The 25,508-nt window shown below is 69.5% G+C and carries 16 protein-coding genes and 1 pseudogene; 7 read left to right on the top strand and 10 right to left on the bottom strand.

Annotated elements, in window-relative coordinates:
* Positions 1–198 precede the first annotated feature (198 nt).
* A pseudogene (locus tag ACSQ1W_RS01655) lies at positions 199–6,975 on the top strand (ESPR-type extended signal peptide-containing protein); the annotation flags it as partial.
* 66 nt (positions 6,976–7,041) lie between these two features.
* Here the strand turns inward: ACSQ1W_RS01655 and ACSQ1W_RS01650 are convergent.
* The 5 genes from ACSQ1W_RS01650 to xerD form a co-directional block, all read right to left on the bottom strand.
* Complete coding sequence (locus ACSQ1W_RS01650) at positions 7,042–7,491, bottom strand: hypothetical protein (RefSeq protein WP_436041413.1); 450 nt, start codon at positions 7,489–7,491, stop codon at positions 7,042–7,044.
* Positions 7,492–7,495: 4 nt separating this feature from the next.
* On the bottom strand, positions 7,496–9,208 hold the full coding sequence (gene gspE / locus ACSQ1W_RS01645; RefSeq protein ID WP_436041412.1) for a type II secretion system ATPase GspE: 1,713 nt from the start codon (positions 9,206–9,208) through the stop codon (positions 7,496–7,498).
* A gap of 82 nt (positions 9,209–9,290) precedes the next feature.
* The gene (gene purL / locus ACSQ1W_RS01640; protein ID WP_436041411.1) at positions 9,291–13,187 is read right to left on the bottom strand and encodes a phosphoribosylformylglycinamidine synthase; all 3,897 of its coding nucleotides are present in this window, start codon (positions 13,185–13,187) and stop codon (positions 9,291–9,293) included.
* A gap of 79 nt (positions 13,188–13,266) precedes the next feature.
* Positions 13,267–14,097: a DsbC family protein gene (locus ACSQ1W_RS01635; RefSeq protein WP_436041410.1), complete on the bottom strand. Its 831-nt coding sequence runs from the start codon at positions 14,095–14,097 to the stop codon at positions 13,267–13,269.
* A gap of 108 nt (positions 14,098–14,205) precedes the next feature.
* Entirely contained in the window at positions 14,206–15,159 is a 954-nt protein-coding gene (gene xerD, locus ACSQ1W_RS01630; protein ID WP_436041409.1) for a site-specific tyrosine recombinase XerD, read from the bottom strand.
* A 161-nt stretch (positions 15,160–15,320) separates the two neighbouring features.
* On the opposite strand from xerD, the gene ACSQ1W_RS01625 reads away from it, so the two are divergent.
* Positions 15,321–15,791, top strand: coding sequence for an RDD family protein (locus ACSQ1W_RS01625; protein WP_436041408.1), 471 nt, complete (start codon positions 15,321–15,323; stop codon positions 15,789–15,791).
* A gap of 7 nt (positions 15,792–15,798) precedes the next feature.
* On the opposite strand, the gene lptG is transcribed toward ACSQ1W_RS01625, so the two are convergent.
* Positions 15,799–16,902 (bottom strand): LPS export ABC transporter permease LptG, encoded by a 1,104-nt coding sequence (lptG, locus tag ACSQ1W_RS01620; protein WP_192270436.1) that lies wholly within the window; start codon positions 16,900–16,902, stop codon positions 15,799–15,801.
* Positions 16,899–17,978: an LPS export ABC transporter permease LptF gene (gene lptF, locus ACSQ1W_RS01615; protein WP_436041407.1), complete on the bottom strand. Its 1,080-nt coding sequence runs from the start codon at positions 17,976–17,978 to the stop codon at positions 16,899–16,901. Before lptF ends, lptG begins: the two co-directional genes overlap by 4 nt.
* A 130-nt stretch (positions 17,979–18,108) precedes the next feature.
* On the opposite strand from lptF, the gene ACSQ1W_RS01610 reads away from it, so the two are divergent.
* From ACSQ1W_RS01610 to ACSQ1W_RS01600, 3 genes are all read left to right on the top strand, one after another.
* A complete protein-coding gene (locus ACSQ1W_RS01610; protein WP_436041406.1) occupies positions 18,109–19,584 on the top strand; it encodes a leucyl aminopeptidase in 1,476 nt (491 codons plus the stop codon).
* A 22-nt stretch (positions 19,585–19,606) separates the two neighbouring features.
* Complete coding sequence (locus ACSQ1W_RS01605; RefSeq protein ID WP_192270442.1) at positions 19,607–20,029, top strand: DNA polymerase III subunit chi; 423 nt, start codon at positions 19,607–19,609, stop codon at positions 20,027–20,029.
* Positions 20,030–20,141: 112 nt separating this feature from the next.
* Positions 20,142–22,913 carry a valine--tRNA ligase gene (locus tag ACSQ1W_RS01600; protein WP_436041405.1) on the top strand — a complete coding sequence of 924 codons (2,772 nt, stop codon included), beginning with the start codon at positions 20,142–20,144 and terminating at the stop codon, positions 22,911–22,913.
* A gap of 73 nt (positions 22,914–22,986) precedes the next feature.
* Here the strand turns inward: ACSQ1W_RS01600 and rimI are convergent, their stop codons facing one another.
* The 3 genes from rimI to pssA are packed head-to-tail and all read right to left on the bottom strand — an operon-like array spanning position 22,987 to position 24,715.
* Positions 22,987–23,496, bottom strand: a complete 510-nt coding sequence (rimI, locus tag ACSQ1W_RS01595) for a ribosomal protein S18-alanine N-acetyltransferase (RefSeq protein ID WP_192270451.1) — start codon at positions 23,494–23,496, stop codon at positions 22,987–22,989.
* Entirely contained in the window at positions 23,493–23,933 is a 441-nt protein-coding gene (locus ACSQ1W_RS01590; RefSeq protein WP_192271361.1) for an alanine acetyltransferase, read from the bottom strand. Before ACSQ1W_RS01590 ends, rimI begins: the two co-directional genes overlap by 4 nt.
* 2 nt (positions 23,934–23,935) lie before the next feature.
* Entirely contained in the window at positions 23,936–24,715 is a 780-nt protein-coding gene (gene pssA / locus ACSQ1W_RS01585; protein WP_436041404.1) for a CDP-diacylglycerol--serine O-phosphatidyltransferase, read from the bottom strand.
* Between the two features lie 91 nt (positions 24,716–24,806).
* Between pssA and ACSQ1W_RS01580 the strand changes: the two genes are divergently transcribed.
* On the top strand, positions 24,807–25,202 hold the full coding sequence (locus ACSQ1W_RS01580) for a DUF4124 domain-containing protein (protein ID WP_436041403.1): 396 nt from the start codon (positions 24,807–24,809) through the stop codon (positions 25,200–25,202).
* A 9-nt stretch (positions 25,203–25,211) separates the two neighbouring features.
* Positions 25,212–25,502 (top strand): DUF4124 domain-containing protein, encoded by a 291-nt coding sequence (locus ACSQ1W_RS01575; RefSeq protein ID WP_436041402.1) that lies wholly within the window; start codon positions 25,212–25,214, stop codon positions 25,500–25,502.
* The last annotated feature ends 6 nt before the right edge of the window (positions 25,503–25,508 follow it).

The raw sequence follows: 25,508 nt of genomic DNA, 5'->3' as shown, positions 1-25,508 counted from the left end.
GCCGGCCGCAGCACACCGCCCCTCGCTTCCTCGTCACGACCACCGCTTCGTGCAACGTGGCCATGCGTCTCCCCTGTCGCATGCCTGGTTGTCATTTCCCCTGACGTAGTCCGCCTCGAATTCCCGTGCCGACCGGCCCGGGCGCTGTCGTATTCCCCCGAAAACACAGAATGAAGGACGTGATCCATGAACAGGATTTACAGCAAGGTGTGGAACCCTTCCCTTGGCATGCTGGTGGTGGCCTCGGAGTTCGCGCGTCGCGCGCACGGCGTGATGTCGTCCGGTGCGCGCGTGCGCGCGCGGCTCGGCGTGACGCTGCTGGTCTCGGCCCTGCTCGCCGGCGCGCCGTTCGGCGCGGCCCTGGCGCATGACAAGCAGAAAGGCCAGCCGCAGAACGACAAGCCGCAGATCGGAACGGGCCCCGCTTACTGCGTGGACGCGCGCGGCAACCCCATCATCGACGGACGTCCCGGCGAGAACGCCGTGTCGTGCGGCGACAACGTCGACGCGTCCGGCCGCCACGCCGTCGCGGTCGGCTACAAGAGTATCGCCAACAAGGCGGGCGCTACCGCGGTCGGTGGTTACGCGGAAGCCAAGGGCGTGAACGCGACTGCCGTGGGCTACGACAGCAGCGCGACCGCGCAGGGCGCGACAGCGCTGGGTAGCCAGAGCAATGCCACCGGCGCGAATGCGACCGCGGTCGGCACGCAGGCGAATGCGACCGGCGCCGGTGCCAGCGCCGTGGGAACGGGCAGCAGTGCGACGGGCGCCTATGCCGGCGCCTTCGGCAGTTCGTCCTCGGCGTCCGGTACGCAGTCGCTGGCGGCGGGTCACACCAGCACGGCCACCGGCATCGCGACCGTGGCGGTCGGCGGATTCGCCAATGCCTCGGGCAGCTTCGATACGGCGGTGGGCTACGGCGCGGATGCGAGCGGCGGCGACAGCACCGCACTGGGTTCCGGTTCCATCGCGACGGGATACAACAGCGTGGCAGTGGGCGGTTCGCTGCTGGGCCTGCTGCCGACCGAAGCGTCCGGCGACTTCTCGACCGCGGTCGGTGGCGGCGCCTGGGCGCCCGGCACGAATGCCACGGCGATCGGCAATCTCGCGTCGGCGACGGCCGACAACAGCGTCGCCCTCGGCGGTGATTCGGTTGCCGACCGCGAGGACACCGTTTCCGTCGGCAGTGCCGGCAGCGAACGGCAGATCACCAATGTCGCCGCCGGCACCGAAGGCACCGACGCGGTGAACCTGGATCAGTTGAATGCCGTGGCGGAAGCTTCGGAGAACGCGACGCGCTACTTCAAGGCCAACGGTGCCAACGACGGCACGGATGACGCCACCGCCAATGGCGACTACGCCACCGCGTCCGGTTCTGCGGCACTCGCCGATGGCGTCGGCGCGACGGCCACCGGCTCCGGCGCGTTCGCCGTGGCCGATGGCGCGACCGCGACCGGCTTCAACGCCACCGCCACCGGTGCGAACAGCGTCGCCAACGGCGCAGGCGCGCAGGCCTCTGGTGCAGGCGCGGTTGCCGTGGGCGGGCAGCGCCAGTTGCTCGATGAAAACGGCGATCCAGTCCTCGATGCCGACGGCAATCCGGTCTACGCCAGCACGGAGGCCACGGCGGATGATGCGACAGCCGTAGGCGCGGGCGCCGTCGCCGGCGAAGTCGGCGCCAGTGCGGTGGGCGCGGGTGCGAATGCCTCCGGTGCCTACTCCTCTGCCATCGGCACCGAAGCATCGGCGTCGGGCACGCAGGCCACCGCTGTCGGCTTCCGCAGCGATGCGTCCGACGATGCCGCCACCGCCATCGGTGGCTACAGCAGTGCGTCGAACTTCGGCGCATCGGCGTTCGGCTATGGTGCCGAGGCCAGCGGCAACAGCGCCACGGCCCTGGGTTTCGGCGCCGTCGCCAGCAACTACGACAGCACCGCGCTGGGTTCGAACGCGATCGCCAGCGGCGACAACAGCGTGGCGGTCGGCGGCGCATTCTTCGGCTTCCTGCCGACCGAAGCCTCCGGCGACTACTCGGTCGCGGTCGGTGGCGGTGCCTACACGCCCGGTGTCAATTCGGTCGCACTCGGCAACCTCGCCACGGCCGAAGCCGACAACAGCGTGGCCATCGGTGGCGACTCCGTTGCCGATCGCGAAGACACCGTCTCGGTTGGCAGCTCAGGCAGCGAACGCCAGATCACCAACGTCGCCGCGGGCACCGAGGGCACGGATGCGGTGAACCTGGATCAGCTCAACGCCGTTGCCGAAGCCTCGGAGAACGCCACGCGCTACTTCAAGGCCAATGGCGAAGAGGATGGCACCGATGACGCCACGGCCAATGGCGACTACGCCACGGCGTCCGGCTCTGCCGCACTCGCCGATGGTGTCGGTGCGACGGCCACCGGCTCCGGCGCGTTCGCCATGGCCGATGGCGCCACCGCGACCGGCTTCAATGCCACCGCCACCGGCGCGAACAGCGTCGCCAACGGCAGCAGCGCACAGGCCAGCGGCGATTCCAGCATCGCCATCGGCGGTTCGGTGGATGCGTTCGATGCCGACGGCAATCCGATCACGGTCAGCACCGTCGCCTCGGGCCTCGGCGCCACGGCGGTCGGCTCCGGCAGCCTCGCCTCGGGACTCGGCAGTTCCTCGTTCGGCGTCCTCAGCGAAGCGAGCGGCGAAGCGAGTTCCGCGTTCGGTTACGGCAGCTCGGCGACCGGTTCGTACGCATCCAGCTTCGGCCACGCCAGCGGCGCCACCGGCGACTACAGCGTGGCGGTCGGCGGACCGGCGGACCTGATCCCCGGCTTCGGCCTGCTCGTCTATACGCAGGCCAGCGGATTCAGTGCGGCGGCCTTCGGTTCCGGTGCGATCGCCGCAGGCGACTACAGCCTTGCGGCAGGCAGCCTGTCGGAAGCCTCGGGACTCGAAAGCACCGCGGCAGGCTTCTTCTCCTACGCACCCGGCGACTATGCCACGGCACTCGGCGCGGAATCCTGGGCCAGCGGCGACAACAGCACCGCGGTCGGTTTCTACAGCACCGCGCTGGGCGACAACAGCGTGGCGCTGGGCGCCAACTCCACCGCCGACCGCGACAACACCGTCTCGGTCGGCGACGTGGGCAGCGAGCGGCAGATCACGAACGTCGCCGCCGGTACCGAAGGCACCGACGCGGTGAACCTGGACCAGCTCAACGCGGTCGCCGAAGCCTCGGAGAACGCCACGCGCTACTTCAAGGCCAACGGCGCCAACGACGGTACGGACGACGCCACCGCCAACGGTGACTACGCCACGGCGTCCGGCTCGGCGGCGGTGGCCGACGGCGTCGGTGCGACGGCGACCGGTTCCGGCGCGTTCGCGATCGCTAACGGTGCGACCGCGACCGGCTTCAACGCCACCGCCACCGGTGCTAACAGCGTCGCCAATGGCGCAGGCGCGCAGGCCTCTGGTGCAGGCGCGGTTGCCGTGGGCGGGCAGCGCCAGCTGCTCGACGAAGACGGTGAGCCCATCCTCGATGCCGACGGCAATCCGGTCTATGCCAGCACGGAAGCGACGGCAGACGACGCGACAGCGGTCGGTGCAGGTGCTGTCGCCGGCGAGGTCGGTGCAAGCGCAGTAGGCGCAGGTGCGACGGCATCCGGCGCCTATTCGTCCGCACTCGGTACCGAAGCCAGCGCGTCCGGCATCCAGTCCACCGCGGTCGGCTTCCGCAGCGATGCGTCCGACGATGCCGCCACCGCCATCGGCGGCTACAGCAGCGCATCGAACTTCGGCGCATCGGCGTTCGGCTATGGTGCCGAGGCCAGCGGCAACAGTGCCACGGCCTTGGGCTTCGGCGCGGTCGCCAGCAACTACGACAGCACCGCGCTGGGTTCGAACGCGATCGCCAGCGGCGACAACAGCGTGGCGGTCGGTGGTGCGTTCTTCGGCTTCCTGCCGACCGAAGCCTCCGGCGACTACTCGGTCGCGGTCGGTGGCGGTGCCTACACGCCCGGTGTCAATTCGGTCGCACTCGGCAACCTCGCCACGGCCGAAGCCGACAACAGCGTGGCCATCGGTGGCGACTCCGTTGCCGATCGCGAAGACACCGTCTCGGTTGGCAGCTCAGGCAGCGAACGCCAGATCACCAACGTGGCCGCCGGCACCGAGGACACCGATGCGGTGAACCTGGGCCAGCTCAATGCCGTGGCGGAAGCATCGGAGAACGCCACGCGTTACTTCAAGGCGAATGGCGCGGGCGATGGCAGTGACGACGCCGCCGCCAATGGCGACTACGCCACGGCTTCCGGCTCTGCCGCACTCGCCGATGGCGTCGGTGCGACGGCGACCGGTTCCGGCGCGTTCGCTCTCGCGGATGGCGCGACCGCCACCGGCTTCAATGCCACGGCCACCGGCAGCAACAGTGTGGCCAACGGCGCAGGAGCGCAGGCGGTCGGCGCAGGCTCGGTCGCGGTAGGCGGGCAGCGCCAGCTCTTCGACGAGAACGGCGATCCGTTGCTCGATGCCGACGGCAACCCGGTCTACGCGAGCACCGAGGCGACGGCGGACGACGCCACTGCGCTCGGCGCTGGCGCCATCGCCGGCGAGGTCGGTGCGAGTGCCGTCGGTGCGGGCGCGAATGCGTCCGGCGCCTACGCCACCGCGTTGGGTACCGAAGCCTCCGCATCGGAGACGCAATCCACCGCGGTCGGCTTCCGCAGCAGTGCGGGTGGGCTGGCGTCCACCACGGTCGGCGGCTACAGCAGCGCCGGCGGCGACTTCGCTTCGGCGTTCGGCTATGGCGCCGATGCGGCCGGTGGCGGTGCGACCGCGGTGGGCGAAGGCGCGAGTGCCGGCGGCGACGAAAGCACGGCCGTCGGCGGCACCACGTTCTTCGGCCTGATCAACACGCGCGCCAGCGGCACGGGCGGCTCGGCGTTCGGCAACGGCGCGTGGGCCACCGGCGAGTACAGCACCGCGCTCGGCCACAACAGCTACGCCGATGGCGACGACAGCGTGGCGGTGGGCGTGAATTCGGTGGCGGGGGCGACGAACAGCGTCGCGATCGGTGCGAACTCGTGGAACGACCGCGATGACACCGTGTCGGTCGGCGACGTGGGGGCGGAACGGCAGATCACCAACGTCGCGGCCGGCACCGAAGGCACGGATGCGGTGAACCTCGACCAGTTGAATGCGATCGCCAACGCCTCGGAAAACGCCACGCGCTACTTCAAGGCGAACGGTGAAGGCGACGGCAGCGACGATGCCACCGCCAACGGCGACTATGCGACGGCCTCCGGTTCGGCCGCCCTCGCCGACGGCGTCGGCGCCACCGCCACCGGCTCCGGAGCGTTCGCGCTGGCGGATGGCGCGACGGCGAGCGGCTTCAACGCCACCGCGAGCGGCACCAACAGCGTCGCCAGCGGCAGCGGCGCGCAGGCGGGCGGCGCAGGATCGGTCGCGGTCGGCGGGCAGCGGCAGCTGTTCGACGAGGACGGCAATCCGCTGCTGGATGCCGACGGCAACCCGGTCTACGCCAGTACCGAAGCGACGGCCGACGACGCCACCGCGCTCGGTGCCGGTGCCGTCGCCAGCGATACCGGTGCGACGGCGACGGGTGCGGGTGCCACGGCATCCGGTGCCTACGCCACCGCCGCCGGCACCGAGAGTTCGGCGTCCGGATTGCAGGCCACCGCCACCGGCTTCCGCAGCGACGCCTCCGGCGACGGCTCGGCGGCGATCGGCAGCTACAGCAACGCATCCGCCTTCGCGGCGTCGGCGTTCGGCTACGGCGCGGAAGCGTCGCAGGAGAGCGCGACGGCACTGGGCTTCGGTGCCGTGGCGAGCAACTACGACAGCACGGCGCTGGGCTCGAATGCCATCGCCAGCGGCGACAACAGCGTGGCGGTCGGTGGTGCGTTCTTCGGTTTCCTCCCGACCGAAGCCTCCGGCGACTACTCGGTTGCGGTCGGTGGTGGCGCGTATACGCCGGGCGTCAACTCGGTCGCGGTCGGCAACCTCGCCACCGCCGAAGCCGACAACAGCGTCGCCATCGGCGGCGACTCGGTCGCCGACCGCGAGGACACCGTCTCGGTGGGCAGCGCCGGCAGCGAGCGCCAGGTCACCAACGTCGCCGCCGGCACCCAGGCCACCGACGCGGTGAACCTGTCGCAGCTGAGCTCCGTCGCCAGTGCACTGGGCGGCGGCGCCGGCTTCTCGGGCGGCGTGTTCATCGCGCCGAGCTACACGATCCAGGGCACGTCGTACAACAACGTGGGCGCGGCGTTCACCGCCGTCGATGCCAAGCTCAACGAGCTGTACGGCATGTACAGCGGATCGGGCAGCAGCACGACGACATCGACCGCGTCCGCCGACACCGCGCCACCTGCACAGGCCAGCCAGGGCCAGGTCGCCGGCGAGACGGCATCGGGCACGAGCAGCGGCGGCAACGCATCGTCGCCGACACGTGGCACGGCCACGACCACCACGGAGGCCGCCGGCAGCGGTGCCGTGGCCAGTGGCCAGCCCGCGGTCGCGGCACCGACCGATGCCACCGCAGCCACCGACGTTCCCGCCGCGGCCGCGTCCTACGCCGATGCGGGCGACGCCAACACGCTCAGCAGCGCACAGTCCTACACCGACCAGTCCTCGGCGAGCACGCTGGCCAGCGCGAAGGCCTACGCGGACTTCCAGGTCAAGGCGCTGGAGGACGACTTCAACGCCTTCCGCGGTGACGTCGACCGTCGCTTCTCCGAGCAGGACCGTCGTCTGGATCGGATGGGCGCGATGAGTTCGGCGATGTTGAACATGGCGATCAACGCCGCCGGCAGCCGCAGTCCGCGTGGACGGGTCGCCGTGGGTGCGGGTTGGCAGAACGGCGAGAACGCGCTGTCGGTCGGCTACTCGAAGCCTATCGGGGAGCGTGCCTCGTTCAGCATCGGCGGTGCGTTCAGCGGTGACGAGAAGTCGGCCGGCGTCGGCTTCGGTATCGATCTGTAAGTCATCTGTCGCAATGAAGAAGGGCCCGGCAATGCCGGGCCCTTTCTTTTTTTGGAACGCCGGTCGTCAGTCGCAGGCCATGCGGCCCGCGGGCAGCACGCGCGGATTGCCCATCGCGAAATGCGTCACCGGCCGCTCCCACATCTCGAACGACGAGATGCCCGGCGTGACGCCGCAACTGCTGGTGTAGGTGAAGGTCCCGCCGTCCGTCGACACGTACAGGTCGAACTTGATCGACACCGGCAGCGTGCTGCTGACCATCAGCGTGGTCTGGGTGGCGTCGCCACTGCGCGCCGCCCGCAGGTTGCCCGGTCCGTCGCCCGCGGGCGCGGATGCGGAGACCTTGCCGTCCACGACCTCGACCTGCAGCGCGAGCGACGGCGAGGCCGTGCCGATCGCGAACCCAGCAGGCAGTTCGCCACGCGCCAGCGTCTTCGGCGCGGGCTTGGCCGCCGACGCGATGGCCGGCATCGCACACATCGCCGCCATCAGGCATCCCGCCAGCATCCTGTTCATCGCCTCAACCCTCCTCGGTGACCCGCAGCACTTCCTCGATGGTGGTCTCACCGGACAGCGCCTTGACGATGCCGTCCTCGTACATCGTGCGCATGCCGTTCTCGCGCGCGAGCTGCTCGATCTCGCCCATGCCGGCGTGGCGCATGATCGCGCGGCGGATCGCGTCGTTCATCACCAGGAACTCGACGATGGTGGTGCGGCCCAGGTAGCCGGTCGGCGCGATCGCCGAACCGCGCGGACGGTACAGGAAGATCTCGCCCTGCGGCTGGAAGCGGCGCAGGCCGAACTTCTCGATTTCCTCGGGCGAAGCGGCGTACTTCTCCGCATGCGTCGGCTCCAGCCGGCGCACCAGGCGCTGGGCGAGGATGCCGTTGATGGTGGAGGTCATCAGGTAGTCCTCCACCCCCATGTCGAGCATGCGGGTGATGCCGCCGGCCGCGTTGTTGGTGTGCAGCGTGGACAGCACCAGGTGGCCGGTCAGCGCGGACTGGATGGCGATGCGCGCGGTCTCGAGGTCGCGCATTTCACCGATCATGATGATGTCCGGATCCTGGCGGACGATGCTGCGCAGTGCTTGGGCGAAGTCCAGTCCGATCTGCGGCTTGGCCTGGATCTGGTTGATGCCCTCGATCTGGTACTCGACCGGATCCTCGACCGTGATGATCTTGACGTCCGGCGTGTTGAGCTTGCTCAGCGCGGTGTACAGCGTGGTGGTCTTGCCCGAGCCGGTCGGGCCGGTCACCAGCAGGATGCCGTGCGGCTGTTCCAGCACTTTCTGGAACTGCGGCAGGAACGCATCGGTGAAGCCGAGCTTCTTGAAATCGAACACCACCGTCTCGCGGTCGAGCAGGCGCATCACCACGCTCTCGCCGTGCGCCGTGGGCACGGTGCTGACGCGCAGGTCCAGTTCCTTGCCCTGCACGCGCAGCATGATGCGGCCGTCCTGCGGCAGGCGACGCTCGGCGATGTTGAGCTTGGCCATGATCTTGACGCGACTGATCACCGCCGCGGTGAGATTGGCCGGCGGGCTTTCGCCTTCTTCCAGCACGCCATCGATGCGATAGCGCACCTTCAGCCGGTTCTCGAACGGCTCGATGTGGATGTCGGACGCCCGCAGCTCGACCGCACGCTGGATGACCAGATTGACCAGGCGGATGACCGGTGCCTCGGACGCCAGGTCGCGCAGGTGCTCGACGTCGTCCAGGTCGGCGGTGGTTTCGCCATCCGCGTTCTCCACGATGGCGCCCATCGCGCTGCGGCCCTGGCCGTAGTAACGCTCGATCAGGTCGCTGATTTCCGAACGCAACGCGACCTGCGGCCGGATGGCGCGGCCGGTGGCCAGCCGCACGGCGTCCAGTGCGTAGCGGTCCTGCGGATCGGCCATCAGCAGGTCGATGTGGGTCTCGTCCTCGCCCACCGGGCAGACATGGAACTGCTTGAGGAAGCGCTGCGACAGCGTCACCGATTCCGGCGGCGTGTCCGGTGCATCCTTGGCGTTGACCAGCGGCAACCCGAGTACGTCGGCCACGGTCTCGGCGTGATCGCGCTCGGACACCAGGCCCAGCCGCGACAGCAGCGCCAGCAGGCCGCCGCCCGCTTCCTCCTGCAGCCGCCGCGCGCGCGCCAGGTCGGCTTCCTTCAGCCGCCCGCGCGACAGCAGGGCCGCGACGATGCGCTCGTCGTCGGAAAGCGGGTTGTCGAGCGCAGCTGCGTCCACGGAAGGCCTCCTTGAAGGCCCGGACTTTATCAGGTGAGGCGTTGGCCCGGCGTGGCCCGCCGTCGCCGGCGGGCCCGCGGGTTCATCCCACCCACACGCGTGCGTTGCGGAACATGCGCAGCCACGGCGAGTCGTCCGGCCAGCCTGCCGGATACCAGCTGTGGTTGGCACTGCGCGGGGTGCGCTCCGGATGCGGCATCAGGATCGTCGCGCGGCCATCGTCGCTGGTCAGGCCGGTGATGCCATCGGGCGAACCGTTCGGGTTGAGCGGATAGGTGCTGGCGATCGCACCATCGCCGTCCACGTAGCGCAGCGACACCTGCGCGGCAGCCTGGTCGACGGCACTGGCGAACGACGCGCGGCCTTCGCCGTGCGCCACCGCCACCGGAATGCGCGAACCGGCCATGCCGCGGAAGAACACCGACGGCGATTCCTGCACCTCCAGCAGCGCCACGCGCGCCTCGAACTGCTCGCTCTGGTTGCGCAGGAACTGCGGCCAATGCTGCGCACCGGGGATGATGTCCTTCAGCTGGCTCATCATCTGGCAGCCGTTGCACACACCCAGCGAAAACGTGTCCTGGCGTGCGAAGAACGCGGCGAAGGCGTCGCGCAGCGCGGCCCGCTCGAGGATCGAGGTCGCCCAGCCGCGGCCCGCGCCCAGCACGTCGCCGTAGCTGAAGCCGCCGCAGGCGGCGAAGCCGCTGAAGCCGTCCAGCGCGACGCGACCGCTGATCAGGTCGCTCATGTGCACGTCGAACGCATCGAAGCCGGCACGCGCGAACGCCGATGCCATCTCGATCTGCCCGTTGACACCCTGCTCGCGCAGGATCGCCACCTTCGGTCGCTTGCCGGTGGCGATGAACGGTGCGGCGATGTCGTCGCCCGCATCGAAGGAGAGTTTCGGCTTCAGTCCGGTGCGGCCGAACTGGCGCGCGGTTTCGCGCTCCTGGTCGGCGGCCTCGGGGTTGTCGCGCAGCTTCTGCATGGCGTGCGTGACCGACCACCAGGCATCGAACAGCTCTTCCCAGCGCCACTCGGCCAGCACGTCGCCATCCTGCTGTACGCGGATGGTGGACGCGGTGGTCGGGCGTGCGATGCGCTGCGCGCATTCGGTCAGCGCGTGGCGCTCGACCAGGTCGGCGAACGCGGCGCGGTCCTCGTCGGCGACCTGCACCACCGCACCGAGTTCCTCGGCGAACAGCGTGCGGAACGCGTCGTCGCCCCAACCGTCGAGATTGATGTCCAGGCCGCGGTGCGAGGCGAAGGCCATTTCGCACAGCGCGGCGAAGGCACCGCCGTCGCTGCGGTCGTGGTAGGCCAGCAGCAGGCCGGCCTCGCGCGCATCGGCGATCAGGTGGAAGAAGTCGCGCAGGCGCTGCGGGTCGTCCAGATCCGGCACGCTTTCGTCGCGGCCGTCGCCAGCGAATGCAGGCCAGGCGCCGTCGCCGCCGGACTGCGGATAGACCTGCGCCAGCACGGAACCACCCAGGCGCTTCTTGCCGGCGCCCAGGCCGATCAGCCACAGCTCGCTGTCGTCGTCGCGCGACAGCAGCGGCGTCAGTTGCTGGCGCACATCGGTCACCGGCGCGAACGCACTGATGATCAGCGACACCGGCGACACCGACTTCTGCGCTTGGCCGTCGCTATGCCACTGCGCCTGCATCGACAGCGAGTCCTTGCCGACCGGGATGCTGATGTCCAGGTCCGGGCACAGCTCCATGCCCACGGCCTTCACCGCATCGAACAGCAGCGCGTCCTCGCCCGGATGGCCGGCGGCGGCCATCCAGTTGGCCGACAGCTTCACGCGGTGCAGCGATTCGACCGGTGCGGCGCACAGGTTGGTGATCGCTTCACCGACCGCCATGCGGGCGGCGGCAGCGGCGTCCAGCAAGGCCAGCGGCGTGCGTTCGCCGATCGCCATCGCTTCGCCGACGAAGCCTTCGTAACCGCTCAGCGTGATCGCACAGTCGGCGACCGGCATCTGCCACGGGCCGACCAGCTGGTCGCGTGCGGTCAGGCCGCCGACGCTGCGGTCGCCGATGGTGATCAGGAACTGCTTGGACGCGACCGTCGGATGCGCGAGCACGCGCAGGCCGGCCTCGCGCAGGTCGAGCGCGGCGGTCTGCAGCGCAGGCCACTTGGGCGCTTCCGGATAGCCGGTGTCGCGGTGCATCTTCGGCGCCTTGCCGAACAGCACGTCCATCGGCAGGTCGATCGGTGCATCGGCCGGGATGTTGCCCGGCGTGGCGCCGTAGGCAACCACCAGATGCTCTTCCTTGGTCGCCACGCCGACAGCGGCGAACGGGCAGCGCTCGCGTTCGCACAGGGCGGCGAACTCGGCCAACCGCGCCTGCGGCACGCCCAGCACGTAGCGTTCCTGCGATTCGTTGCACCACAGCTGCATCGGCGACAGCGACGGATCGTCGCTCGGCACCTTGCCCAGGTCGATCACGCCACCGACGCCGGAGTCGTGCAGCAGTTCGGGAATCGCGTTGGACAGGCCGCCCGCGCCGACATCGTGGAACCACAGGATCGGATTGTCGTCGCCCATCGCCACGCAGCGGTCGATGACTTCCTGGCAGCGGCGCTCCATCTCGGGGTTGTCGCGCTGCACGCTGGCGAAATCGAGCTCCTCGGCGCTTTCGCCGGAGGCGACCGAACTGGCCGCGCCGCCGCCCAGGCCGATCAGCATCGCCGGGCCGCCGAGCACGATCACGGCGTCGCCGGCCGACAACGTCCTCTTCTCCACCTGGATGCGGTCGATCGCGCCCAGGCCGCCGGCCAGCATGATCGGCTTGTCGTAGGCGCGGGTCAGGCCCGTACCTTCCGGCAGTTCGAAGCTGCGGAAATAGCCGAGCAGGTTCGGCCGGCCGAATTCGTTGTTGAACGCGGCGCCGCCGAGCGGGCCGTCGAGCATGATCTCCAGCGCGGGCGCCATGCGCGGGTTCAGCGCGCGCGGCGCTTCCCACGGCTGCGGCAGCGTCGGGATGCGCAGGTGCGAGACCGAGAAACCGGTCAGGCCGGCCTTCGGCTTGCCGCCGCGACCCGTCGCGCCCTCGTCGCGGATCTCGCCGCCGGCACCGGTGCTGGCACCGGGGAACGGCGCGATCGCGGTCGGGTGGTTGTGCGTTTCCACCTTGATGCAGAACGCCGAATCCAGCGTCGCCTCGATGCGGTACTGGCCGCTGCCGTCCGGACGGAATCGTGCCGCCGGATAGCCTTCCACCACGGCGGCGTTGTCGCTGTACGCGCTGAGCGTGTGCTCCGGCGTCTGCGCATGGGTGTGCTTGATCATCCGGAACAGGGAACGGTCCTGGTCCTTGCCGTCGATGGTCCAGCTGGCGTTGAAGATCTTGTGGCGGCAATGCTCCGAGTTCGCCTGCGCGAACATCATCAGTTCGACATCGGACGGATCGCGGCCCAGCTCGGTGTAGCGCGTGCGCAGGTAATCGATCTCGTCGTCGGCCAGCGCCAGGCCGAGGCGTCCGTTGGCGGCTTCGAGCTGCGCCAGCGGGATGCGTTCCAGTTCGCCACGCGCCGGCGCGGTGAACAGGGCCGAGGCCTGCTCGCGCGTCGTCAACAGCGATTGCGTCATCGGGTCGTGCAGCGCCTTCGCCAGTGCCGGCGAGACGTCGTCCCAGCCCTGCAGGTCGATGCGCAGGCCGCGCTCGACGCGCTTCACCGGCTGGCCGGCACCGCGCAGCAGTTCGGTGGCCTTGCTCGCCCACGGCGACAACGTGCCCAGGCGCGGGGTGACGAAGCGCGAGACGGCGCCGTCGGCCAGCCCCTCGGCCTGGTCGCCCGCCTGCAGGATGCGGCGCAGCGTGGCCAGGTCCGGCGTGGCGCCGGCCTCGGGTTCGATGAAGTAGACATGCCAGGCCCCGCGGATGCGGACAGCGGGAGCGATGGTCTGGAGCTTGGATTCGAGCCGCGCGCGGCGGAAGTGCGACAAGGCCGGTTGGCCTTCGAGGACGATCATGTCCGGAACCGTGGGGGCGTGCCGTCAGGACGGGGCCCGCTATTGTAGCGAAGCCGGCGCGGGGCCGGCTTCGTTCGGGTCAGGGAGCGGCGCCTGCGGCGGCAGGCGGCGCCGTTTTGGCCGCCAGTTCGTCCAGTTTGGCGCGCAGGGCGGCCGGCGGCAGGTAACCGCCCAGCTGGATACCCTCGGCGGAGAAGATGGCCGGGGTGCCGCTCACGCCGACGCGCTGGCCGACATCGAACTCCATGGTCACCGGGTTCTTGCAGTCGCGCGACGGGATCGACTTGCCGGCCTTGGCGTCGGTCAGCGCGCGCTTGCGGTCCGGCGCGCACCAGACCGAGATCATGTCCTTGTGGTCCTTGCTGCCCAGGCCCATGCGCGGGAACGCGAGGTACTCCACCGCGATGCCCTGGCGGTTGATCTCGGCGATCTCCTCGTGGAGCTTGCGGCAGTAGCCGCACTCGATGTCGGTGAACACGGTGACCGTGTACTTGGCGTTCGGCGGCGCAAACACGATCTTCTCGCCATGCGGGATGGTGCCGATGAGCTTGGTGCGGTACTGCGCCAGCGCGGCGCTGTTCTGCATCACGTCTTCCTGCTGCTGCAGGTCGATCACCGCGCCCTGCATCAGGTAACGGCCGTCGTCGCTGACGTACAGCAGCTGCCCGCCGGCGATCACCTCGCGGAAGCCCGGCAGCGGGGCGGCACCGACGTAGTCGACCTGGGCACGCGGGTTCAGCTGCGCCACCGCGGAGCGCGCGCGCTCGTCGGGCGTGGCACCCTGACCCGGCTTGAACGCGGGGGGCTGGGCCGGCGCGGCGGCCTCTTGTTTGGCGGGCGGCTGCGGGGCCTGGGCGCAGGCGGTCAGGCTCAGGGCGCCCAGCAGGGCGGCGACGATCAGGCGGGGCATCAAGGGCATCCGGGAGGGGCCGCAGGGCGGCTGGCTGGCAGGAACAGGCCGAGATTCTGGCACAGGGCGGCGGCGGGGCGGCTTAACCATCCGCCAGCGTGACATGGTTCACGCGCGCGGATGATGGCGCCCGTGCAGCTGTTCCAGGTGCTCGCGCGCCACCAGCGTGTAGATCTGGGTGGTCGACAGCGAGCTGTGCCCCAGCAGCAGTTGCAGCGCGCGCAGGTCAGCCCCGCGGTTGAGCAGGTGGGTGGCGAAACTGTGCCGCAGCCCGTGCGGGCTGATGCGGACCGGGTCGATCCCGGCCACGGCGGCATAGCGCTTCACCAGGGCCCAGAACTGCTGCCGGGTCGGCGGCTCGGCGGTGGCGCCGACGAACAGGAACGGCACGCTGCGCTTGCCCGCCAGAACCGGCCGCGAATGCGCCAGATAGGTCTCCAGCCAGTGCTGGGACTCCTCCCCCAGCGGCACCAGCCGGTCCTTGCTGCCCTTGCCGGTGACCCGCAATACGCCCTGCCGCAGGTTGACCGCCGTCGCCGGCAGCGTGACCAGTTCGCTGACGCGCAGGCCGGCCGCGTACATCAGCTCCAGCATGGCGCGGTCGCGCAGGCCCAGCGGCGTGCCGATATCCGGCGCGGCCAGCAACGCGTCGATCTCGGTCTCCGCCAGCGCCTTGGGCAGCGAGCGCGGCAGGCGCGGCGGTTCGAGCAGCGCGGTCGGGTCGTCGCGGCGCAGGCCGCGGCGCAGCCGATGGGCGAAGAAGGCACGCAGGGCGGACAGCAGACGCGCATTGCTGCGTGGCGAATAGCCCCCACGCGTGCGCCAGGCCAGGTAGTCGAACAGGCCGGCGCGATCCGCCGCCGCCAGGCCGCCCTCGCGGCCGTTGCGCCAGCGTGCGAAGCCCTCCAGGTCGCGCCGGTAGCTGTCGAGCGACGGCCGGGCAAGGCCGCTTTCGGCCCAGATCGCATCGAGGAAGGCCGCGATGTCGGCCGCATCGGCGTCGGGAACGGGCGGCAGGGCGTTCGCCTGCTGGCGGCGATCGGCGGGCGTGCGGGAAGACATGCCGCCAGCTTAGGCGATGCACCCGCTGCTTGGATGCAGCGGCTTCCTGTGGGAGCGACATCAGTCGCGAAAGGAACCTCCGCCGCGTCGTCCATCGCGACTGACGTCGCTCCCACACCACCAGGGGGAGGTTGCCCGGGGTTAGCCGGTATCCTGTCGCGATGACGGATCCCGCCCCTGCCCCCGACAAACCCCGCGCCCTGATCGGCTGGCGCCTGCTCGCCCTGCTCTACGATTTCTGGCCGGTGCTGGCGATGTGGATCGCCGCGGCCATCCCGTTCGTGCTCGTCGACGTGGTGATCAGCGACAACGTCCGCCACAACATCGAGCCGTACAGCCCGATGTGGTGGCTGCTGTGGACCTGCTGCTGGGGCGTCGCGGGGCTGTACGCCACCTTCAGCTGGCTGCGCGGCGGACAGACCCTGGGCATGCGGCCGTGGCGGCTGAAAGTGATCGCGTCCGACGGCAGCGCGCCGACGCTGGCCACGCTATGGCGTCGCTACGCGCTGGCGACGGTGTCGTTGCTCGCGGCGGGCCTGGGCTTCTGGTGGGCATGGCTGGACCGCGACCGCCTGGCCTTCCACGATCGTTTCAGCGGCACGCGCATCGTGCGTCTGCCGAAACGTCGCTGACGCCGCGTCAGCGGCTTCTGCGCCGGAACATCAACCAGGAAATGCCCAGCAGGGCGAACGGCGGAATCGCGTAGGCGACGCGGTAGTCCAGCCGGAAGGCGCCGGCCAGCCGCACGAACATGGTCTGCAGCACGTAGAAGCCCACGGCGAACACGATACCGAGGAACAGCCGCTTGCCCATGCCGCCACTGCGCAGGCTGCCGAACGCGAACGGGATGGCGGCCAGGCACAGCGCCAGCACATTGAGCGGATAGAACCAGCGGGCCCAGTACTGGTCTTCGTAGTCGCGCGCATCCAGTCCGTTGCGCTTGCGATAGTCGATGTTCTGGCTCAACTCGCTGCTCGGCATGTTGCGCGCACGCACCAAGCTCGACGACAGCACCGCCGCGTCCAGCTCCGACTCCCAACGTTCGCCCAGCACCGTCGTCTGCACGGCGGAGCGCTCCTTGAAGGTGGTGCGGCGCACGTTCTTCAGCAACCAGAAGCCGTCCTGGTGCTCGGCGGTGGCGGCATGGGCGATCGACGCCAGCCGGCCGTCGTCGGCCAGTTCGTACATGCGCACGTCGCGCAGCTGCAGCGCGACCTTGCCGCCGGCCTGCTGCTTCTCCTCGCCGCTCTGCGCGTACAGGAAGGTGTTGCCTTCGCGCGCCCACAGGCCCGAGTAGCGGTCCATCGCGACATTGCCGGTGCGCGCGCTCATCTTCAGCACGTCGGCCTGGCGCTGGCCCCACGGACCCAGCGTCTCGCCGCTGAACACCATCAGCACGGTCAGGATCGCCAGGGCCGCCGCGACCGACACGCTCAGGCGCAGGCGCGACAGGCCGAGCGCACGCAGCGCGGTCAGTTCGGAACTGGCCGCCAGCTGGCCCAGGCCCATCAGCGAGCCGATCACGGCCGCGGTGGGGAACATCGTGTAGGCGCGGCGCGGCACGGTGTACAGCACCCACGCGACGGCATGGCCGAAGGTGTAGTTGCCGGTGCCTAGGTCGCCGATCTCGCCGGACAGCGCCATCACCACGTCCAGCCCCACCAGCACCGCCCAGGTCAGCAGCACGGTGACCAGGACCACCTGGCCCACATAGGTGTCGTGCAGGCGCGGCAACAGCCTCATGCGCGCCTCCGCGGCCGCGACAGCTGGCCGTCACGCAGATAGAACCACAGGCCCGCGGCCAGCAGCGGCAGGGTCAGCCACCACAGGCCCGCCATGCCGGGCAGCTTGCCGTCGGCCAGCAACTGGGTACCGTTGAACATCAGGCTGATGCCGACCAGATAGGCCAGGAAGCCCAGCATCACCCGCCCGTAGCGCGTCTGCCGCGGCGAACTGCGCGACAGCGGCAGGGTCAGCAGCGCGAACGCGAGCGCCAGCAGCGGCGGCGTCAGCCGCGCGTGCACCTGGGCGTTCGCGTCCGGGCGCGGGTCGGACAGCAGCTGCGGGGTCGGCAGCAGTTCGGGATCGTCCTTGTCCAGGGTGTCGGCGCGGTCGGGCAGCGCGACTTCGTTGGATTTGTAGCGGATCAGGCGGTAATCCAGACCCGCGCCATCCGGACCTTCGACCCGGAAGCCATCGTCCAGGCGCAGGTAACGGTTGCGCTCGCCCTCGAAGAACATCTGCCCGGACTTCGCCGTCACCACGTCGATGCGGCCCTCGTTCGCACGATGCATGAACACCTTGCTGAGGCCGGTGCCGTCGGGCGACAGCGCACTGACATAGACCACCGCACCGCTGGACAGCACGGTGAACTTGCCGGCATCCAGCCCGGACACCACCAGGCTGCGGTTGGCGTGCTCCAGCATGTGCTGCGCGGTGCGCAGGGCCCACGGGCCCAGCCACAGTGAGCACATGCCGACCACGATCACGACCGGCACCACCAGCATCATCAGCGGCCGCAGCAGCCGGCGCGGGCCGATGCCGGCCGCGGTGAGGACCGCCATTTCGGAGTCCCGGTACAGGCGGGAGAACGCCAGCAACAGACCCAGCATCAACGCCAGCGGGATGATGTAGGGCATGTAATTGATGAACTGCAGGCCCAGCTGCGACAGCAGCAGCCGCGCCGGCACTTTGCCGTCGGCCACGTCGCCCAGCAGGTCCGCCATCACGCCGCCCACGCTGACCATCAGCAGGATGATCAGGGTGGCCAGGAAGCTCTGGGTGAATTCCCGGAAGAGGTAGCGGTCCAGCTTCGGCATCAGGGGGGCTTGATTTACAATCTCGGGCTTGTGCGCCGCGCCTGCGGCGGCGGTCTCTGCGGTCCGGGATGGCGTCAGCCACCTTTCATCCGGCCCGCGATTGTACGTAACTGAACCGGGAATCTGATCAATGACGCTGGAATTCACCCTGAACCACGAAGCCCCCGCCCAGGCCGGCGTCGATTGCGTCGTGGTAGGCGCCTACGCCGACAAGAGCCTGACACCGGCGGCCCAGGCCGTGGACGCGGCCAGCGGCGGCAAGCTGTCGGCACTGGTCCAGCGGGGCGACATCGGCGGCAAGACCGGCAAGACCACCCTGCTGCACGACCTGCCCGGCGTGACCGCGCCGCGCGTGCTGGTGGTGGGCCTCGGCGAGGCCGCCAAGTTCGGCGTGGCCCAGTACCTGAAGGCCGTCGGCGACGCCGCCCGTGCACTCAAGCTCGGCCCGGTGCGCAGCACGCTGTTCACCCTGTCCGAAGTGGCCGTGAAGGACCGCGACGCAGCGTGGAAGATCCGCCAGGCCGTGATCGCCGCCGACCACGCCTGCTACCGCTACACCGCCACGCTGGGCAAGAAGAAGAACGACGATCCGGGCCTGACCCAGTTCGCCATCAGCGGCGACGACGCGCAGGCGCTGGCTCAGGGCATCGCGATCGCCGCCGGCGTCCAGGTGACCCGCGAGCTGGGCAACCTGCCGCCGAACATCTGCAACCCGGCCTACCTGGCCGAGCAGGCACAGCAGTTCGCCTCGGAGAACGGCGCCGAAGCCGAGATCCTCGACGAGACGCAGATGGAAGCGCTCGGCATGGGCTCGCTGCTGGCCGTCGCCCGCGGCTCGGCCAACCGCCCCCGCCTGATCGTGCTGAAGTGGAACGGCGCGGCCGACGCCGACGCCAAGCCGTACGTGCTGGTCGGCAAGGGCATCACCTTCGACACCGGCGGCGTCAACCTGAAGACGCAGGGCGGCATCGAGGAAATGAAGTACGACATGCTGGGTGCCGGCAGCGTCATCGGCACCTTCGTGGCGGCCGTGAAGATGAAGCTGCCGCTGAACCTGGTGGTCGTGGTGCCGGCGGTGGAGAACGCCATCGACGGCAACGCCTACCGCCCGTCCGACGTCATCACCAGCATGTCCGGCAAGACGATCGAAGTGGGCAACACCGATGCCGAGGGTCGTCTGATCCTGTGCGACGCGCTGACCTACGCCGAGCGCTTCAAGCCGGCCGCACTGGTCGACGTCGCCACGCTCACCGGCGCCTGCATCGTGGCGCTGGGCCGCTACGCCAGCGGCCTGATGAGCAAGCACGACGACCTCAGCAACGAACTGCTGGGTGCGGGCGAAACTGTGTTCGACCGCGCCTGGCGCCTGCCGCTGTGGGACGAGTACCAGACCCAGCTGGAATCCAGCTTCGCCGACGTCTACAACATCGGCGGCCGCTGGGCCGGCGCGATCACCGCCGGCTGCTTCCTGGCCCGCTTCACCGAAGGCCAGCGCTGGGCGCACCTGGACATTGCCGGTGTATCGAACGACGAAGGCAAGCGCGGCATGGCCACCGGTCGCCCGGTCGGCCTGCTGAGCCAGTGGCTGCTGGACCGCGTCGCCTGATCGGCGACGCTGCCCCCACGCCATGGCCCGTGCCGATTTCTACCTGATCGCCAAGCCGCGCTTCCTCGAAGAACCGCTCAAGCTGGTCTGCGAGTTGGCCCGCAAGGCCTACGACAGCAACCAGTGGACGCTGGTGCTGGCGCGCGACGCTGCGCAGGCGGAGGAACTGGACGAACTGCTGTGGGAGTTCGATCCGGACGCCTACATCCCGCACCAGATCGCCGGCGACGAAGAGGACGAGCTGACGCCCGTGCTGATCGCCACGCCCGATGTCGACGTGCCTGCGCGTGCACTGGTGATCAACCTGCGCGACGACGCCTTCACCGGCGCCTGCGAACGCGTGCTGGAAGTGGTCCCGGCCGATCCGTCCGCACGCGAACCGCTGCGCGAGCGCTGGAAGCAGTACAAGGCACGCGGCTTTGAAGTGAACAAGCACGACATGTAGTGAATCGTCATTCCCGCGAAGGCGAGAACCCAGCGACGTCCAGCACTGCAGTACCTCAATCGATGACACTCCAAGACACTGGATTCCCGCCTTCGCGGGAACGACGAACAAGATGACCGACCTCGCCTCCAGCTACGACCCAAAATCCTTCGAATCCCGCCTGTACGCGCAGTGGGAAGCCGCCGGTTACTTCAAGCCCAGTGGCAAGGGTGAGCCGTACACCGTGCTGCTGCCGCCGCCGAACGTCACCGGCACGCTGCACATGGGTCATGCGTTCCAGCACACGCTGATGGACGCGCTGGTGCGCTACCACCGCATGCGCGGCTACGACACGCTGTGGCAGATGGGCACCGACCACGCGGGCATCGCCACCGAGATGGTGGTCAGCCGCAACCTGGCGCAGGAAGGCAAGGGCGAGACCCGCGATTCGCTCGGCCGTGATGGCTTCATCGCCAAGGTGTGGGAGTGGAAGGCGCAGTCCGGCGACACCATCGAGCGTCAGATGCGCCGCATGGGCGCATCCGGCGACTGGTCGCGCAGCACGTTCACGATGGACGAGGACGCCTCGAAAGCCGTCATCGAGGCCTTCGTGCGCTGGCACCAGCAGGGCCTGATCTACCGCGGCCAGCGCCTGGTCAACTGGGACCCGGTGCTGAAGACCGCGATCTCCGACCTGGAAGTGGAGAACGTCGAGGAAGACGGCTTCCTGTGGTCGATCGAGTACCCGCTCGCCGACGGCAGCGGAACGCTGGTCGTCGCGACGACGCGCCCGGAGACGATGCTCGGCGACACCGCCGTGATGGTGCATCCGGAAGACGAGCGTTACGCCCACCTGATCGGCAAGACGGTGAAGCTGCCGCTGACCGACCGCGAGATCCCGGTGATCGCCGACGACTACGTCGACCGCGAGTTCGGCACCGGCGTGGTCAAGGTCACGCCTGCGCACGACTTCAACGACTACCAGGTGGGCCTGCGCCACGACCTGCCGCTGATCAACCTGTTGACGCCGACCGCGGCGATCAACGACAACGCGCCGGAAAAATACCGTGGCCTGGATCGCTACGAAGCGCGCAAGGTCGTGCTGGCGGATCTCGAAGACCTCGGCCTGCTGGTCGAGACCAAGCCGCACAAGCTGCAGGTGCCGCGCGGTGACCGCACCAACCAGGTGATCGAGCCGTACCTGACCGACCAGTGGTTCGTGAAGATGGACGCGCTGGCCAAGCGCGGCCTCGAACTCGTCGAGTCCGGCGAAGTGAAGTTCGTCCCGCCGAACTGGATCAACACCTACCGCCACTGGATGGAGAACATCCAGGACTGGTGCATCAGCCGCCAGCTCTGGTGGGGCCACCGCATTCCCGCGTGGTTCGACGCCGACGGCACCTGCTACGTCGGCCGCGACGAAGCAGAAGCGCGCGCGAACGCCGGCCTGTCCGCCGACGTCGCACTGACGCAGGACAGCGACGTGCTGGAGACCTGGTTCTCCTCGCAGCTGTGGCCGTTCAGCACGATGGGCTGGCCCAACGAGCAGGCGATGGCCGAACGTGGCTTCGACCGCTACCTGCCGTCGTCGGTGCTGGTCACCGGCTTCGACATCATCTTCTTCTGGGTGGCGCGCATGGTCATGGCCACCGACAGCTTCGTCGGCAAGGTGCCGTTCCGCGACGTCTACATGACCGGCCTGATCCGCGACAAGGACGGCCAGAAGATGTCCAAGTCGAAGGGCAACGTGCTGGACCCGCTCGACATCATCGACGGCATCTCGCTGGAGGACCTGGTGGCCAAGCGCACCGGTGGCCTGATGCAGCCGAAGATGGCCGAGAAGATCGAGAAGGCCACGCGCAAGGAGTTCCCGGACGGCATCGTGCCGCACGGCGCCGATGCGCTGCGCTTCACCATCGCCGCACTGGCGACGCACGGCCGCGACATCAAGTTCGACATGGGTCGCGCCGAGGGTTACAAGAACTTCTGCAACAAGCTGTGGAACGCCACCCGCTTCGTGCTGATGAACACCGATGGCTTCACCGCCGCCGGTGCGCCGCAGCCGAAGACCGATGCCGAGAAGTGGATCCTGTCGCGCCTGGCCAAGGTCACCGCCGAGGCCGGCACGCAGTTCGCCGGCTACCGCTTCGACCTGCTGTCGCAGGCGCTGTACGAGTTCGCGTGGAACGAGTTCTGCGACTGGTTCGTCGAACTGGCCAAGCCGGCGCTCAACGGCGACGACAAGGACGCGGCCGACAGCACGCGCCACACGCTGCTGTACGTGCTGGAATCGCTGCTGCGCCTGCTGCATCCGCTGACCCCGTTCGTCACCGAGGAACTGTGGCAGCAGGTCGCGCCGAAGCTCGGCATCGACGGCGGTACCGTTTCGCTGCGTCCCTACCCGACGGCGGACGACTTCGCCGGCCAGGACTACGCGCAGGCCGACGCCGATGTGGAATGGCTGAAGACGATGGTCTCCACGCTGCGCCGCGTGCGCAGCGAGCTCAACGTCTCGCCGGGCAAGACCGTGCGCCTGCTGCTGCAGGACGGCACCGGCAACGATCGCGCCCGCATCGCGCGCTTCGCGTCGTCGCTGTCGTTCCTGCTGAAGCTCGACGACATCGCGTGGCTCGATGCCGGTGCCGATGCGCCCGCCTCCGCGGCCGCCGTGGTCGGCGAGCTGAAGCTGCTGGTGCCGCTGGAAGGCCTGGTCGACCTGGACGCCGAGCGCGCGCGCCTGGACAAGGAAATCGCCCGCGTCGCCGGCGAGAAGGACAAGAGCGAAGCCAAGCTGGCCAAGTTCACCGACAAGGTGCCGGCGGCGGTGGTCGAACAGGAGCGCCAGCGCCTGGTCGACTGGAGCAACCAGCTCGCCGCCCTGCACGGCCAGCGCGCGAAGCTCTGAGCCTCGTCATCCCGGCGAAGGCCGGGATGACGCTGAGATCGTCACAGCATGCGATGGCGGGCCCGGGCCCGCCCTACAGCGGCGGCATCGTGGTGATGTCGTCCGCGACCAGTTCGATCGCCATCACCAGCGCGTCCTCGCGACCGTCCTTCGCCGGGTAATAGCGCGGGCGGCGGCCGATCTCGTTGAAGCCTTCGCTGTGGTACAGGACGATCGCACCCGGGTTGGACGGGCGCACTTCCAGGAACACGCGCTGCACGCGGTGATCGCGGGCGATCTTCACCAGCGCCCGTAGCAGGTGACGACCGAGGCCACGGCCCTGCCGCTCGGGTGCGATGCAGATGTTCAGTACGTGCGCCTCGTCGGCGGCGATGCTCAGCAGCCCGTAGCCGATCACCAGGCCGTGCTCGGTCAGCACCCACGACGGGTAGCCGGCCTTGAGGCAGTCCTTGAAGATGCCGCGCGTCCACGGGAACGGATAGGCGCGCTGTTCGATCGCCATCACCGCGTCGAGGTCGCCCTCGCGCATCGGCCGCAGGCTGGACGTGGACACCGGTGAGGCCTCGACGCCCAGCGCGCTCATGCCGGCGAATCCCGCCGCAACCTGCGCAAGGTCGGCCACAGCGCGCGCTTGGCTGCCGGGTTGCCACGCAGGTCCGCCGAACTGGGCCATTGCGAGAACAGCGCCGCTGCGCCCGGCGCATTGGGATTGCAGCCGGACGCGCGGATCAGCGCGAAATGCAGCCGGTCGGGAAGCTTCGCGCCACCGGCCCGTGGCGCGGGCGGCGGGCGCACGGGCGCCGGCGTATCCATGGCCTCACGGGCCGGCGGGCGGGCGCGAGGCGCGAGTGCGGCAGGTGCGGTAGGTGCCGGATCGACGGCTTCGGTACGCGCGACAGGCGCCTCCGCGACCACCGGTGCACCCGCCTCGGTCGGCCAGTCGGCCGGCAGGTAGACGGCATGGCCGAGCGCGCGCAGCCAGCCCTGCTGCTCGGCCGACCACAGGCGGTCCGCCGCCAGGGTCACGCCGCGGCGTCCTTCTGCCGGCGCAGGCGCTGCCACAGCCAGAAACCGGGACCGGACAGCGCGTACACCACGCCCACGGCGAACAGCGTGCGCGGCAGGTCGATGAAGAGGATCGCCAGCACCAGCGGCACCAGCGCCAGCACCACGAACGGGATGCGGTCGGCCTTGGCCCCGCCCTCGCCCGTGCCCTTGAAGCTCCAGAAGCGGATGCGGCTGACCATCAGCAGGGCCGCCACCAGCGTGACCGCCAGCGCCACGTAGCGCAGCTCCTCGCCGGTCCAGCCCAGTTCGCCATCCGCGAAGGCCCAGACGAAGGACATCATCAGGCCCGCCGCCGCCGGGCTGGCGAGGCCGACGAACCAGCGCTTGTCCACGGTGCCGACCTGGGTATTGAAGCGGGCCAGCCGCAGCGCCGCGCAGGCCGCGTAAAGGAACGCCACCACCCAGCCGACCCGGCCCATCACCGTGCCGTCGAACTTCAGCGCCGACAGCGACCAGTGGTACATCACCAGCGACGGGGCCAGGCCGAAACTGACCAGGTCCGCCAGCGAGTCGTACTGCACGCCGAATTCGCTGCTGGTGCCGGTCAGCCGCGCCACGCGTCCATCGATGCCGTCCATCAGGCCCGCCACGAACACCGCGATGGCGGCATTGACGAACTGGCCGTTGGCCGCGGCGATGATCGCGAAGAACCCCGCGAACAGGCCGGCGGTGGTGAACAGGTTGGGCAACAGGTAGATCCCTCGCGAGCGCGGGGGCGGCTTGATTTCGTTCATGGGTCGCAGTTTAGCCCAGCGGTCCGCCGGTCGGCTTGCCTGCGCGCCCCGGGGGTGCTGCAATCAGGCCTCCCGCGATCCGGAGCTTCCCATGCGCCTCCTGCCCTGCCTCACCGTGCTGGCGCTTTGCCTGGCGACCGCCACCACCGTGCAGGCCCAGCAGGTCTACCAGTGGAAGGACAAGAACGGCGTGACCCACTACTCGGACAGCCCGCCGCCCAACCAGCCCGTGCAGAACCGGCGCATCAACCAGTACGGGGCTGCGGCCGCGGAAACGTCCCAGCCGGCCGGCAAGGCCGTCGAGAACGCGCAGTGCACGGCGGCACGCGGCAACCTGCAGATCCTGGCGGCCAACAAGGGCACGATCCAGCAGGACACCGACGGCGACGGCAAGCCGGATACGACCCTCGACGACGCCGGTCGCGAAAACCAGCGCAACCTCGCCGAGGCCGCGGTGAGGGCCTACTGCACGTCCGCCGGCACCTGATCGCAGCGGATGCGCGCCTGGCTGGCGATCGCGGCAGGCGTCGCACTGGGTGTCGGTACCGCCTGGTGGCTGTCCCGCGAATCGCCCGACACCACCGCACGCAAGCAGGCCCGCGCCGAACAGGCCGCCGCCGCGCAGGTTCGTGATGCGCGCCCGTCGCTGTACCGATGGCGCGACGACGCCGGCGTCCTGCAGATCACCGAGCAGCCTCCTGCGGACCGACGCTATGAGCGCATCGACCGGGACACCCCGGCCGGCATCCGCGTCAGCGGTGACGCCGCGGCGAACGACGCGGATTGATCGCCC

Source organism: Pseudoxanthomonas sp. LjRoot143, assembly GCF_964252945.1.
Lineage (GTDB): Bacteria > Pseudomonadota > Gammaproteobacteria > Xanthomonadales > Xanthomonadaceae > Pseudoxanthomonas_A.
This window is presented reverse-complemented; position numbering and strand designations above follow the sequence as displayed.

Excerpts from the sequence above, each read along its gene's own strand:
- ACSQ1W_RS01650 (WP_436041413.1), bottom strand. The coding sequence starts at position 7,491 with ATGAACAGGATGCTGGCGGGATGCCTGATGGCGGCGATGTGTGCGATG.
- purL (WP_436041411.1), bottom strand. The coding sequence starts at position 13,187 with ATGATCGTCCTCGAAGGCCAACCGGCCTTGTCGCACTTCCGCCGCGCG.
- ACSQ1W_RS01635 (WP_436041410.1), bottom strand. The coding sequence starts at position 14,097 with ATGCCCCGCCTGATCGTCGCCGCCCTGCTGGGCGCCCTGAGCCTGACC.
- xerD (WP_436041409.1), bottom strand. The coding sequence starts at position 15,159 with ATGTCTTCCCGCACGCCCGCCGATCGCCGCCAGCAGGCGAACGCCCTG.
- ACSQ1W_RS01625 (WP_436041408.1), top strand. The coding sequence starts at position 15,321 with ATGACGGATCCCGCCCCTGCCCCCGACAAACCCCGCGCCCTGATCGGC.
- lptG (WP_192270436.1), bottom strand. The coding sequence starts at position 16,902 with ATGAGGCTGTTGCCGCGCCTGCACGACACCTATGTGGGCCAGGTGGTC.
- lptF (WP_436041407.1), bottom strand. The coding sequence starts at position 17,978 with ATGCCGAAGCTGGACCGCTACCTCTTCCGGGAATTCACCCAGAGCTTC.
- ACSQ1W_RS01610 (WP_436041406.1), top strand. The coding sequence starts at position 18,109 with ATGACGCTGGAATTCACCCTGAACCACGAAGCCCCCGCCCAGGCCGGC.
- ACSQ1W_RS01605 (WP_192270442.1), top strand. The coding sequence starts at position 19,607 with ATGGCCCGTGCCGATTTCTACCTGATCGCCAAGCCGCGCTTCCTCGAA.
- ACSQ1W_RS01600 (WP_436041405.1), top strand. The coding sequence starts at position 20,142 with ATGACCGACCTCGCCTCCAGCTACGACCCAAAATCCTTCGAATCCCGC.
- rimI (WP_192270451.1), bottom strand. The coding sequence starts at position 23,496 with ATGAGCGCGCTGGGCGTCGAGGCCTCACCGGTGTCCACGTCCAGCCTG.
- pssA (WP_436041404.1), bottom strand. The coding sequence starts at position 24,715 with ATGAACGAAATCAAGCCGCCCCCGCGCTCGCGAGGGATCTACCTGTTG.
- ACSQ1W_RS01580 (WP_436041403.1), top strand. The coding sequence starts at position 24,807 with ATGCGCCTCCTGCCCTGCCTCACCGTGCTGGCGCTTTGCCTGGCGACC.
- ACSQ1W_RS01575 (WP_436041402.1), top strand. The coding sequence starts at position 25,212 with ATGCGCGCCTGGCTGGCGATCGCGGCAGGCGTCGCACTGGGTGTCGGT.